A 12,752-nucleotide genomic window follows, 5' to 3' on the forward strand; every position below is an offset into this window, starting at 1 on the left:
GTTCCGGCGCGGCCGCGTGATGAATCCGCACGCCGCAGTTGCCGGCGCAACGCCTGCCGGCATCTCTTTCGGGCGCCCCACGGACAAATCTTGCCGGCCGCCGCTGCGACAAGGGTTCGCGGTTGAATAGCCGGCTTCGATGAGGCATTTCTGAAATGAGCGGAAGAATCCGGCGCAGCCGGCCTCCCACCAGCCACGAAAGGAAGCGGACCCCGCAACGCATGGCAGTCAGGCAATGAACTGGAGACGCTATTTCTGGCCGGTCGTCGGCATCGCGGCGGTGATCTTCTCGCTGCTGCTGCTCTGGCACGAACTGCGCGGCATTTCGCTCGACGATGTCTGGGACGGCATCGCTGCCATTCCGACCCGCGGCTGGGTTCTTGCCGCGCTGAGTTCGATCATCGCCTATGCTTCGCTCGCCGGCTACGACCACATCGCGCTTCTGCATATCGGCAAGCGCGTGTCGTGGCTGTTCGTCACGCTGTGCTCCTTCACCACCTATGCGCTGTCGCACAACATTGGCGGTTCGGTGTTCTCGGGCGCCGTCATCCGCTACCGCGCCTACGGTACCAGGGGCCTGACCGGACAGGATGTCGGCGTGCTGGTGGCGGTCTGCTGGATCACCTTCGTGCTGTCGACGATTTTGGCCTCGGGCCTCGTTCTGGTGTTCGAGCCTGAGATACTCGACCGATTTTCCGGCATCGCCCATCATGGCCTGTCCGAAGCGGCCGGTATCGCGATGCTGCTGCTCGTCGCCGCCTATATCTTCGGCAGCTGGCTGCATCTGCGCCCGCTGAAGATCGCCAGCTTTCAGCTGCATTATCCGGCGCTGCCGATCGTCGCCCGGCAGTTGCTGATCGGCCCGATCGAACTGCTGGCCGCCGCCGCGATCATCTTCTTCGCCCTGCCCGCGGCCCACAATCCCGGCTACTTCGTCATACTGGGCGTCTTCCTCGTCTCCTTCTCGATCGCGCAGATCTCGCATGCGCCGGGCGGACTCGGCGTGTTCGAGGTGGTGTTCCTCGCCGGCCTGTCGGACATGGATCCGGTCGGCGTGCTGGCGGCGCTGCTGGTGTTCCGGCTGTTCTACCTGATCGTCCCGCTGATTCTGGGCCTGGGCATCGTGCTGTTCTTCGAACGCTCGCAGTTCAGCCGGACGGAGCCTTGAGGCGTGGAATAGGACTGGGCGCCGCGCGCCGGCATCTGCAGTGTGGCGTCCTGTCGAAACGTGCCATTGACGCACAGAGCAGGCTTGACTATTTTCCGCTGGCGGCTACAAGGCAGCGCTCACAGCGGCTTGCCCGCTCGGCCCGCACGGTTTTCACGTTTATCGTGATATTCAAGATCGTGCCTGCTGGGGAATAGGTTAACGGTAGACCCACGGACTCTGACTCCGTTAGTCCTGGTTCGAATCCAGGTTCCCCAGCCACTCCTCTTCTCTCGATCAAAACAATCACCAACGCTCATCATCGTGAAATGCTCCCTGGCGACCACCTGACGGGATTCCAGCTATGGTGGGTTGCGGCGGGGTGACATTTATAGGATCGTCAAAGGATCGAAATTATCGAAGGAAGAACGGAATGCGCGCTTTGGTCTTCATCGGATTTCTGATGTTCGTTACTTTCTTGGTTGGCTGCACGACAGACAAGGGGAATGCCAGTCAAACCCAGACTGCGGAAGACAAGGCGCAGTGTACCGGCTTTGGTTTTAAACAAGGCACGGATGCTTTTGCCAATTGCATGATGAAGCTTTCGTCGCAGCGACAAGGCCAACAGCCCCAAGATCACGATGCACTCCTTCGCCGGTATAAGTCCTTAAGTATGGCTCGGCGCGGTGATGATCGGTATCCTGTATGCAGCGCCTCCGACATGGACAATGAACTCGATACTTCGGCAAATAAATGGATTGGCCCCAATTGCCAGATGGCACCAGATTAAGCGAGTGGAGTGCTGTACCAGCGACCCCGTCGAACGCGCCAAGCGTGAAATTCAAGACACCGCCGCAACACCAGTCGATCCAACGAGCCGGCATATTTATTCCGGCGTTCGCCGCATCGCGCGCCGTGTCGTCACTTACCCTGCCTTCCTGTAGGCCGCTTCGGCTGCGTGATTTCCTTCGATGAAGCCGAGGCCGATTCCGGTCGCGCTCCACTCCCGGCACCCGGCCTCTGCTACATCGAGGAGCATGGAGCAAACGCGTAATGGTCAGTGACAGCCGATTCCTTCTCGAACGCATCAGCCAAGGCTGCGTGACGCTCTCCGACGACGAATTCGTCATCGACAGGCTGGTCAAGTATTTCGGCAATGGCAGGATCCGCTGGCACGTCGAATTCCGCGGGCATCGCATCGAGCTGACGACAGGCCAGCTTAAGAAGCAGCCGACCTTCCGCAGGAAAATGCTCGAACAGACAGGGGTGCTGCCGCCCCAGCGTGCCGGGACCAACTACAGGCGATGGGCAGTCGATCTGAGGAAGAATGCCGTCGAGCTTCCTTGGCGGGATAGGCCGGTGGATAGCGGCTTCGCCATCGACAGGCTCGCCAGCCACGGCGACGGGCGCTGGACGGTCGAATATCAAGGCAAGACCATCAAATACACGACGACGAAACTCCGCAGGCAGGTGAGTTTCCGCAAACGCATGCTGGCCAAGGCCAAGGTGCTGCCGCCCGAGTTGACCCCGGCTGCCTATCGGAAGTGGATGGACTGGCTCATTCAAAACGCCACCGAGGCTGCTCCGCAGGCCGGCGATGCCTTGATGACCGAGAAAAGCTGGCTTGACGACCTGCCTGAGCTAGCCGGCTGGCAAAATGAAACGGTGCCCGAAGAGACCGGCTAAGGGCGGCGATAGTCTCCAATGCAAGCAGCGATGGCACTCGTTGCGTTTGCCATGCCTGCCAGTTTCGGCACACATTGATGGCGAAGGAGTCTGACCAGAGCTGGCTCGCTGGCAATCAGAATTGAAATGAGACGACATGGACCGCTTCGACCTCGGCACCTACCGCCGCCCCATCTCCACTCGCTCGACAGAAACCCAGCGTTGGTTCGATATTGGCCTTAACTGGTGCTACGGCTTCAACCATGAGGAAGGCATCAAGTGTTTTGAGAAGGCGCTGGAGACGGATCCTCACTGCGCGATGGTTCACTGGGGCATCGCCTATGCCGCTGGACCTTTCTACAATCTGACCTGGAAGGAGCATGGCGAGGCCGAGGCCGACAGCGCGACCAAACGCTGCTTCGAGCATGTCCAACTGGCCAGGGCCAATGCGGCTTCCGCCAGTGAGATCGAGAAGCGGCTGATCGAGGCGCTGGCCGCCCGCTTCCAGAAGCCACACCGGGTGAGCCTGGAGGAATTCGAACGTTGGGATGACGCCTATGCCGCCGCGATGCGGCTTGTGTATCGGGACTTTCCCGATGACCATGATGTGATGGCACTGCTGGTCGAAGCACTGATGATGCGCACGGTGCGGCGGCTGTGGAACCTCAAGACCGGCGCGCCGGCGCCGAATTCCGATGTCGTCGAGGCGCTCGACGTCTGCGAGCGGTCGATCCGGCTTGCCGATGAGGCCGGCGCAGCACAACATCCGGCGATCGTCCACCTGCACATCCATCTCCTGGAAATGTCCACCATGCCGGAGCGCGGCATGCGGTCAGCGGATCTGCTCGGCGAGATGTGCCCCGATGCCGGGCATATGAACCACATGCCGGGGCACATCTATGTGCTGTGCGGCGAGTATGAGAAAGCAAAACGCGCCAGCGAAAAGGCGGTGCGCGCCAACGACCTCTATCTCGCCTATGCCGACGAGCCGACCTATTATTTGCTCGGCTGCTGCCACGATCTGCATCTGATGATGTTCACCTGCATGTTGTCGGGCCAGCACCAGTCTGCACTGTGGGCCGCCGACAGGGTGCGCAGCCTGGTCGCGCGCGACGTGGTCGCCATCCAGGGCCGGCCAAAGCTCACGCAGACGGTGGAAGGCTACCATGCGATGAAATCGCATGTGCAGGTGCGCTTCGGCCGCTGGCAGGAGATCATCGACGAACCGATCACCGAGGAGCCGGGCCTCTATGTGCTGACGGCGGCCATGCAGCGCTACGCCAAGGGTGTGGCGCATGCGACGCTCAAGCATTTCGCTGAGGCTGAACGTGAGCGCGAAGAGCTCCATCGGCATCTGAAAGGCATTGCGCCCGAGCGGCGCTTCCTCAGCAACCCGGCGCAAGCTTCGCTGGCTGTCGGTGCCGCCCTGCCTGTGCAGGACGAGCGCGCAGCAAGGCTGCTGTCACTGACGCGAAGTCTGCCTGTCGCCACTGTTGCGGCCGATCGGCTAGAGCAATTCCAGGAAAAGTGTGAAACGGTTTTCCGTCCGGAATTGCGTCAAAACAAGGAGTTAGAGCGGGTCGCCGTCTCCGTGAAACGGTGAACTGCTTTAGCCAAACAAATTGTCGGCCAGATCGTCGTTGGCGGTGGAAACCTCGCCGCCCGGGTATGTCACCTGCCGATCAGCCAAGGCTCCATGCTGCGTCGTCCCACGCCTTCGATCAGCACGGAGCAGTCTATCTCATCGTGAAGTTGGGCGTTTGGGTCAGACGAAAGCCAGGAAGCATAGGAGCGAAGCTGCTTGAGCCTGGCTGTTTTCTCAAGCCGTGCCTGGCGCTCATCCTCGGCTGGTTGAGCCGGTCCTTTGTTCTTCTGGGCAGGAAATTGCATCCTGGCTCTCCTCGGTCACCGAGCCTGTGGAGACGGACTCAATCGGGCGTTGGCCCGTTGTCGCTCCGGTCTCTGCGGTTCTGAAGCCAACACATGCGCTGACGGGAGTCGCCATTCATCTTGATGATGGCGGACCCTTATCAACAATGCACCCGCGCCACCGCCGGGTGCTCCTGGTCCGGGTTCACTGCGCGCACGGCACTCGGCAGTCGGACGCAACTGCAGGAAATGGAACCAGATCGGCCGTGCGACGTCATAGAAGCAGGTGCCCATACGGGAGTGTGACCTCCATGATCAGGCTCGTTCTTGTCGCGGTCGCCATGCTCGTCATCGCATGCGATGCAACGGCGGCGGCAAAACTGGACGCGGCCGCCGTCAACAACGCCCAATTTGACGGCAGCGAAGCGAAAGGCGTCAGTGCGACCGTGCTGAAGGCGCAAATCCTCCTGGATCGTGCACGCTTCTCGCCAGGCCTGATCGATGGCCGCAAGGCAGAGAACTTCACCCGGGCAGTCAGTGCGTTCCAAGCGGCCAACGGATTGCCTGCCGACGGCAAGCTCACCCGCGAGACATGGGACAAGCTGGTCGCGACCTCCTCGCGCCCCGCGATTGAGACCTACGATTTGACACGCAAGGATGTGCATGGGCCGTTCACCAGGCGAATTCCGGCGCGCATGGAGAGGATGGCCCGCCTGCCCAGGCTGGCCTACCACAATGCCCTGGAAAAGATGGCGGAGCGCTTCCACATCAGCGAGCAACTGCTTGAACGGCTCAATCCCGGCATCGGCTTCAGGAGGGCGGGGCAAAAGCTGCTCGTGCCAGCTGTCACCCGAGGTGATCCGCCGCAAGACATCGCGAGCGTCGAGGTCGACAAGAGCGCTCGCCAGGTTCGGGTGCTTGACCCTTCCGGCAAAGTGCTTGCGACGTACCCCGCCTCGATCGGAAGTCAGGAGAAGCCCGCGCCGAGTGGCCAGGCGGAGGTCAAACGCGTGGTGCACCACCCAGCCTATCATTACGATCCCGAGTTTGCCTTCAAGGGAGTGAGGAGCAAGCGCCCCTTCACGATCGCTGCCGGGCCAAACAATCCGGTGGGATCGGTCTGGATCGACTTGTCCATCGATAGCTACGGCATTCACGGGACTCCGGACCCAGGCAAGATCGGAAAGACCTTCTCGCATGGTTGCATCAGGCTGACCAACTGGGATGCCGAAGACCTCGCCTCCGAAGTGCAAAAAGGCACAAAGGTCGTCTTCAAGGACGAAGCGGCAGGATCGGTCGAACAGGGATCGCAGTAGGTAGGCGATACGGCCTACCCACTTTCGACCGTGCGACTAGTCACACGGTCGTGTGACTGGCGTCGCCGAGGGCGTGGAGCGGCCCTTTACCCCAGCCACTTCTCGTAGTCGGACACCAGCAGATGGATCGGGGCAACGTCTTCGTCGATGTTGGAAAAACGGCCGATCGGTTCGCGAAACACATTGTCGGTGAGATCGTCGTTGACGGTCGAGACCTCGCCGATCAGCACATCCTTGCCCTCGGCCCAAAAGGCATGCCAGACGCCGGGCAGCAGCGTGACGCTTTGGCCCGGGTCGAGCTTCAGGAGCCCGCCCGCAGGCAGCCTGTGGATGGTTCCGTCGACCGGCACCGAAACCTCGGCCTTGGGATCGATGCCGCCGTCGCGGTCATGCATGAACAGTTCCAGCACCAGCTTGCCGCCGCCACGGTTGATGATGTCCTCGGCCTTGACGTTGTGGCGATGCATCGGCGACAGCTGGTCCTTGCGCGAGATCATGATTTTCTCGGCATAGAGCATGCCCATGCCCTTCTTCATGTCCTCGTAGCGGCCGTTGCGAACGGTGAACAGGAACAGGCCGAGCTCCTTGAACTTCTCCTGACCGTAATCGGTGATGTCCCAGCCGAGCCGCGAGGTAAACACGGCCGCGGAGTCGGCCTGGCGCGCCTTCGCCTCCTGCGGCGACCAATAGGCGAAGGGCGGCATGATGTAGCCGAACGAGCGGATGAAAGCGTCGGCTTCGCGGATGATGTCGTTGATGGCGGAGCGCTTCATGATCATGATCCCTTCGTATCGATTTGTCTGGCAAATCGCATAGCCGAACGTCGATGCGGTGTCGATCCATCTCGCCGCCCTGCCCGGTCTTGCGCTTAGGCGCATGGACCACAGATCCGCTTCGCTGGCCGCGTGACATCGCGGATTTTCAGGGCCATAAAACCCGCGGATTCCTCATGGGGTGAAAGATGATGCCGACCGTCCACGACCTCGATACGCCGTCGATTCTCATCGACGCCGCGCGCGCCGAAGCCAACATTGCCCGCGCCCAGGCGCATGCCGACAAGAACGGGCTGAAGCTCAGGCCGCATATCAAGACGCACAAATTGCCCTATTGGGCGAAGAAGCAGGTGGCGGCCGGCGCCGTCGGCATCACCTGCCAGAAGATCGGCGAGGCCGAGGTGATGGCCGATGCCGGGCTGGCCGATATTTTTCTTCCCTACAACATCCTTGGGCGCGCCAAGCTGGAGCGGCTTCTGGCGCTGCACGGGCGCGTCACCCTGTCGGTGACAGCGGACAGCATGGAGACGCTCGAAGGGCTGGCAACCACCTTCACCGATGCCGGTCATCGTCTACCGGTGCTGGTCGAATGCGACACCGGCATGGGACGCTGCGGCGTGCAGTCGGCCGATGAAGCGGTTGCGCTGGCAAGACAGATCGACAGAACCGGTGGCCTCGCCTTCGGAGGACTGATGACCTACCCGGCCGCCGGGAAGGCAGCGGAGGCCGAAGCCTGGCTCGCCGACGCCAAGCAGGCGCTGGCCGCATCGGGCCTCGCCTGCGAACGCATCTCCAGCGGCGGCACGCCGGATATGTGGCGCTCCAGCGATACATCTGTTGTCACGGAGTATCGTCCAGGCACCTACATCTATCTCGACCGCTATCAGGTCGCCAAAGGCGTCGGCACGCTCGACGATTGCGCGCTGACGGTGCTGTCGACGGTGGTCAGCCATCCCACCGCGACGCGCGTTATCCTCGATGCCGGCAGCAAGGCGCTGTCCAGCGACACGCTGGGTCTCGCCGATTTCGGCGAGTTGCCCGGCGTGCCGGGAGCGCGGGTGACGGCAAATTGCGCATCGGCGAGCGCGTGCGTGTGGTGCCCGACCATTGCTGCGTCGTCACAAACTTGTTCAACGAGGTCAATCTGATCGACGGCGACAAAGTGCTGGAAACGCTGCCTGTGGCGGCGCGCGGAAGGATGGGGTGAACTAAGAAGCGTCTTGCCTTCTCACACAAGGGGAGAAGGGGGAGAGCGCTCCGCCTGCCGTGCCGCGACCCTGCGCATGGCAATCACCCGGCGACGGCGGATTTCGGTGCGCATCGCCATCAGGTGCAGCGCGAAGAACAGCACGGTGAAGCCGAGCGCCATCACCAGAAGCGGCCACAGCAGGCTGGGGTCGATGGTGGAGCCGCCCATGCGGAACACCGAGGCCGGCTGATGCAGCGTGTTCCACCAGTCGACCGAGAATTTGATGATCGGGATGTTGATGAAGCCGACCAGCGTGATGATGGCGGCGGCCCAGGCGGCGCGGCTGGCATCGTCGAGCGCACGGGTCAGCGCGATGATGCCGAGATACATCAGGAACAGCACGAAGACCGAAGTCAGCCGCGCATCCCAGACCCACCAGGTGCCCCACATCGGCTTGCCCCAGATCGAACCGGTGATCAGCGCCAGCGCGGTGAAGACCGCACCGATGGGTGCGGCTGATTTCAGCGCGACATCGGCCAGCGGATGCCGCCAGACGAGCGTGCCGAGCGCCGAGACCGCCATCAGCGTGTAGCACATCATGGCCAGCCAGGCGAAAGGCACGTGGATGTACATGATGCGGACGGTGATGCCTTGCTGGAAATCCTCAGGCGCGGCAAAGCTCATATAGAGCCCGACTGCGAGGATCAGTGCGGCGATCGTGGCCAGCCATGGCACGACCTTGTCCGCCAGCCCGACGAAGCGCGTCGGGTTGGCGAGATCCATCCAGCTTGTCAGGCGTGAAGTCGTGTCGCTCATGCGGTTCTACATAAACCGCCGCGGCGTTCGGGGCAATCGAGCGGTGGTGTCGCAGGGCTGCAGCGCTTTGCCTTCTCCCCTGTGGGAGAAAGCAGAGACGTGCCTGATCAGGCGGCCGCTTCCTGCTGTTGCAGCACGGTGCGGCTGAGGCGGCGGACCTCCTCGTCGTTGAGCAGGCCGCCAGCGCGCAGCAGGCTGGCAAAGCGGCCATTGCGCAGCGACAGCTCGGTGAAGCCGCCCATCTCGACCACCCTGCCCTTGTCCATGAACACGACCAGATCGGCGTCGCGAACGGTGGTCAGGCGGTGGGCGATGATGAAGGTGGTGCGGTCGCGGCGCAGTTCGTCGATCGCTTCCTTGACGCGGTCCTCGGTCTCGACGTCGAGCGCGCTGGTCGCCTCGTCGAGCACCAGGATCGGTGCGTCCTTCAGCACGGCACGGGCAATGGCGATGCGCTGACGTTCGCCGCCCGACAGCTGGCCGCCACGTTCGCCAACCACCGTGTCGTAGCCATTGCTCTTGGACAGGATGAAGTCCTGTGCGGCAGCCGCATTGGCGGCGGCATGGATCTCGTCATTGCTTGCATCGGCGCGGCCGACACGGATGTTGTCCTCGATCGAGCGGTTGAGCAGGCCGGCATCCTGGAACACCGTGGCGATCGAATGGCGCACCGACTTGCGGGTCACGGTGCGGGTGTCGATGCCGTCGATCAGGATACGGCCATGGGACGGCGAGAAGACACGCTGCAGCAGGTTGATGAGCGTGGTCTTGCCGGCACCCGTCGGGCCCACGATGGCGACGGTCTGGCCCGCCTGCACCTCGAAGGACACGTCGTCGATGCCTTGGCCGGAATTGGCGAATTCAAAGCCGACATTCTCGAAGCGCACATGGCCGGTGACGTTGGAAAGATCGCGCAAGCCGTCCGGCTCGGCGGAATCAGCCGCGGAGTCCTCGAGATGGTAGAAATCCTCGAGCTTGGCACGGGCCTCGGAAATCTGGTTGGCGAAAGCCGACATCTGGTCGAGGCGAGCGATCAGCATCGTGGCAAAACCGGTGAAGGCAATGACGTCGCCGACACCCAACTGACCATGAGTCACGAGATAGGAGCCGATCGACAACACGATCAGCATCGAGATTGCCGATGACAGACGGTGCAAGGCATTGGCCAGCGCCCACCAGTCGAGCACAGGGTTCTGCGCGTCGAGCAGGTTCTTGACGTAGCGGCGCAGCGTATCGGCCTCGTGGCCGAGGCGATTGTAGCTCTGCAGCACCGCAACGTTGCTGACCGAGTCGGTCACATGCGCGAACACCTTGTGGTAGTGGCGCTCGACCGCAGCCTGGCCCGCCTTGGTGCGGCGCATGACCATCCGGCCGATGCCGACATAGAGCAGCCCGAGGCCAAGCAGCACCAGCGACATGCGCAGGTCCATGCTGATCGCGGTCGGAACCAGCAGTACGAGGGCGACAGCCGTGGACAGATGCTGGCGCATGAATTCGAGCCAAAGGCTGAACAGGGTTTCGACGGCACGCAGCATCGTGTGCAGCGCATTGGAGGTGCCGTGCTGATGGTGCCAGGCGAGCGGCATGGTGATCACGCGCTCGAACGACTCGCAAAGCACTTCGCTGCGCCGCGCGTGGGCAAAGCGGTCAGCGCCGCGCGCCACCATGACGAAGGCAACGATGTTGAAGGCGCCGAGACCGGCCCACATGACCAGGGTGGTGAAGACAGAGCCACGCTCGGAGATGGCGCCGATGACGCGACCGAACATAATCGGCTCGAGAAGCGCTACGATGGCGAGAGCCACGTTGGCCGAACAGATCAACGCAACGCGTTTCCTGTCCGCGGCCAGATAACCGAGAGCTCGCCAGTAGATTTGCAGAAGGGTCACCCCAGTTACTCCGCCACGCTGTTTATTGTGCACTGCATCATTTTATTCGTACCGGTTGATACGTCGCAAAACAATGGCCGTGTACCCCTTCAGTTCCCTTAGAGCGAACAAAAGATGGCGACGTTCCGAAATCTGCCGTGATCACCTAACGGTTTGAGAAGACAGGTAAAATGTCAGGCATGCGGCGAAATCATGGCAGTTGGCACGTGCTGCCATAATTTTAATCAGCAACAATGTCGGGCGGATGACTGAGGCCGAAATCGCCTTTCGCGAAGTATAAAGCAAAACAAAGCTGCAGGATGCCCTTCCAGGCGAAGGGTGGCCAAACCCTCACCGCTCGCGGCTACTCCTATGGGACGCCTCAAGCCTTTGATTTCATAGACTTCTCGGCGGGATGCCCGTCAACGGCAGACGGCAACGCCAGGCGGGATGGGGCCTCTCATCCCGCCTGGCGTGACAAAAGTCGCGGTCGGGGCCTCAGCCCCGAGCGCATGCTTTTTGGGCAACAGGCCTCAGGCCGGAATCCTGACGACAACCTCGGCAACTTCGCCGTCCTTCAGCTCGACTGCCGAAGCCTTGGTCTTTGCCCCATTCACCTCCAGCGACACGGCCTTGGCCTTATTGTCGCGGATGACACGAACCTTGAGTTCCGCCCCCAGCATTTTGAGATTTGCCGAGTACCCATCCCAGTGGCTTGGCAGCTTCGGCTTGAACTGGACACGCTTGCCGCGCCGTTCGATGCCCAGAATGCCTTCGACCGCAGCCCTGTAGAGCCAGCCGGCAGAGCCGGTGTACCAGGTCCAGCCGCCACGGCCGCCCTTGCCGTTGCCGGCATTGTCGTCCCCGGCATAGATGTCGGCCGCCACGACATAGGGCTCGACTCGATAGTGCTCGGCCGTGGCCTCGTCGGTCGCGTGGTTGACGGGATTCAGCATCGAGAAACAACGATAAGCCTCGTCGACCTGCCCCATCTCGGCAAGCGCGATGACGAACCATGTGGCGGCGTGGGTGTACTGGCCGCCATTCTCGCGCACGCCAGGCGGATAGCTCTTGATGTAACCGGGGTCCTTTTCCGTCTTCGAGAATGGCGGCGTGAACAGCTTGACGATCTTCAGCTTGTCGTCGACGAGCAGCTTCGTTGCTTGCTCCATGGCGGTGGTCGACCGTGCCGGGTCGCCCTCTCCCGAAAGCACGCTCCAGGACTGGGCGATCGAGTCGATCTTGCACTCCTGCGAGTTGCGAGACCCCAAAGGCGTGCCGTCGTCGAAACTGCCGCGCCGGTACCATTCGCCGTCCCATGCGGTGCTCTCAAGCGCCCGCTTCAGAACATCGGCATGCTTTGCCCAGGCCTGTGCTCGCTTGGCATCACCCTCGGTCTTGGCGACGGGCGCGAAATCGCCCAGCGTCTTCAGCAGGAACCAGCCGAGCCAGACGCTCTCGCCCTTGCCGTGCTCGCCGACGCGGTTCATGCCGTCGTTCCAGTCGCCGCCGAGGATCAGCGGCAGGCCCGCGGGGCTGCTGCGCTTGATGGCGAGATCGAGCGCACGCGCGCAATGGTCGTAGAGCGTCGCTGTCTTCTTCGAGATTTCCGGGGTGAAGAAGGCATCGTGCTCGCCCTCGCCCAGCGGCTGTCCATCGATGAAGGCCAATTGCTCCTTGAGGATGGAGGCATCGCCGGTGACCAGCAAATAGCGCGCCGTAGCGTGGGCAAGCCAGACCACGTCGTCGGAGATCAACGTGCGTACGCCAGCACCCGTGCGCGGCAGCCACCAGTGCTGCACGTCGCCTTCGGGGAACTGCCGCCGCGCCGCGTTGAGGATCTGGTCGCGCGCCAGCTGCGGGTCATGTGCCAGCAGCGCCAGCGTATCCTGCAACTGGTCGCGGAAGCCGAAGGCGCCGCTGGCCTGATAAAAGGCCGAGCGGGCGCGGATGCGGCAGGCCAGGCTTTGATAGGGAAGCCAGTGGTTGACCATGGCGTCGAGCGCCTTGTCGGGCGTCTCGACCTGGATGGTGTCGAGGAAGCCGCGCCATTCGCGCTCATTGTCGGCCAATCGCTGGTCGAAGTCCTTGGCCCGATGCTCCTGCACC

The 12,752-nt window shown here is 62.2% G+C and carries 9 protein-coding genes, 1 tRNA gene and 1 pseudogene; 7 read left to right on the plus strand and 4 right to left on the minus strand.

What is annotated here, in order from left to right:
• The first annotated feature begins 235 nt into the window (after positions 1-235).
• From EN884_RS08210 to EN884_RS08240, 6 genes are all read left to right on the plus strand, one after another.
• Positions 236-1,168, plus strand: a complete 933-nt coding sequence (locus EN884_RS08210; RefSeq protein WP_063167748.1) for a lysylphosphatidylglycerol synthase domain-containing protein — start codon at positions 236-238, stop codon at positions 1,166-1,168.
• A gap of 187 nt (positions 1,169-1,355) precedes the next feature.
• A tRNA-Gln gene (locus EN884_RS08215) sits at positions 1,356-1,429 on the plus strand.
• Between the two features lie 151 nt (positions 1,430-1,580).
• On the plus strand, positions 1,581-1,937 hold the full coding sequence (locus tag EN884_RS08220; RefSeq protein WP_024505762.1) for a hypothetical protein: 357 nt from the start codon (positions 1,581-1,583) through the stop codon (positions 1,935-1,937).
• A gap of 263 nt (positions 1,938-2,200) precedes the next feature.
• Complete coding sequence (locus EN884_RS08225) at positions 2,201-2,833, plus strand: hypothetical protein (RefSeq protein ID WP_128360524.1); 633 nt, start codon at positions 2,201-2,203, stop codon at positions 2,831-2,833.
• Positions 2,834-2,969: 136 nt separating this feature from the next.
• The gene (locus EN884_RS08230) at positions 2,970-4,415 is read left to right on the plus strand and encodes a hypothetical protein (protein ID WP_244514292.1); all 1,446 of its coding nucleotides are present in this window, start codon (positions 2,970-2,972) and stop codon (positions 4,413-4,415) included.
• A 433-nt stretch (positions 4,416-4,848) separates the two neighbouring features.
• On the plus strand, positions 4,849-5,997 hold the full coding sequence (locus EN884_RS08240; protein WP_342030134.1) for a L,D-transpeptidase: 1,149 nt from the start codon (positions 4,849-4,851) through the stop codon (positions 5,995-5,997).
• An 86-nt stretch (positions 5,998-6,083) separates the two neighbouring features.
• Here the strand turns inward: EN884_RS08240 and EN884_RS08245 are convergent, their stop codons facing one another.
• Positions 6,084-6,770 (minus strand): D-lyxose/D-mannose family sugar isomerase, encoded by a 687-nt coding sequence (locus EN884_RS08245; protein WP_063170203.1) that lies wholly within the window; start codon positions 6,768-6,770, stop codon positions 6,084-6,086.
• 191 nt (positions 6,771-6,961) lie between these two features.
• On the opposite strand from EN884_RS08245, the pseudogene EN884_RS08250 reads away from it, so the two are divergent.
• A pseudogene (locus tag EN884_RS08250) lies at positions 6,962-7,977 on the plus strand (D-TA family PLP-dependent enzyme).
• Positions 7,978-7,998: 21 nt separating this feature from the next.
• On the opposite strand, the gene EN884_RS08255 reads toward EN884_RS08250, so the two are convergent.
• The 3 genes from EN884_RS08255 to EN884_RS08265 form a co-directional block, all read right to left on the minus strand.
• Complete coding sequence (locus EN884_RS08255) at positions 7,999-8,775, minus strand: heme ABC transporter permease (protein WP_027162453.1); 777 nt, start codon at positions 8,773-8,775, stop codon at positions 7,999-8,001.
• A gap of 107 nt (positions 8,776-8,882) precedes the next feature.
• Positions 8,883-10,664: a glucan ABC transporter ATP-binding protein/ permease gene (locus EN884_RS08260; RefSeq protein ID WP_013532297.1), complete on the minus strand. Its 1,782-nt coding sequence runs from the start codon at positions 10,662-10,664 to the stop codon at positions 8,883-8,885.
• 512 nt (positions 10,665-11,176) lie between these two features.
• Positions 11,177-12,752 (minus strand): glycosyl hydrolase family 65 protein (locus EN884_RS08265; protein WP_348632983.1); only part of this gene is annotated, 1,576 nt, incomplete at its 5' end.

Origin of the sequence: Mesorhizobium sp. M7A.F.Ca.AU.001.01.1.1, assembly GCF_004022735.1 — a bacterium.
In the GTDB taxonomy this organism is placed as follows: Bacteria; Pseudomonadota; Alphaproteobacteria; order Rhizobiales; family Rhizobiaceae; genus Mesorhizobium; species Mesorhizobium ciceri.

Bases quoted from the DNA above. Each gene is read 5' to 3' on its own strand.
- EN884_RS08240 (WP_342030134.1), top strand. From the start codon at position 4,849: ATGCACCCGCGCCACCGCCGGGTGCTCCTGGTCCGGGTTCACTGCGCG.
- EN884_RS08225 (WP_128360524.1), top strand. From the start codon at position 2,201: ATGGTCAGTGACAGCCGATTCCTTCTCGAACGCATCAGCCAAGGCTGC.
- EN884_RS08210 (WP_063167748.1), top strand. From the start codon at position 236: ATGAACTGGAGACGCTATTTCTGGCCGGTCGTCGGCATCGCGGCGGTG.
- EN884_RS08230 (WP_244514292.1), top strand. From the start codon at position 2,970: ATGGACCGCTTCGACCTCGGCACCTACCGCCGCCCCATCTCCACTCGC.
- EN884_RS08255 (WP_027162453.1), bottom strand. From the start codon at position 8,775: ATGAGCGACACGACTTCACGCCTGACAAGCTGGATGGATCTCGCCAAC.
- EN884_RS08245 (WP_063170203.1), bottom strand. From the start codon at position 6,770: ATGAAGCGCTCCGCCATCAACGACATCATCCGCGAAGCCGACGCTTTC.
- EN884_RS08220 (WP_024505762.1), top strand. From the start codon at position 1,581: ATGCGCGCTTTGGTCTTCATCGGATTTCTGATGTTCGTTACTTTCTTG.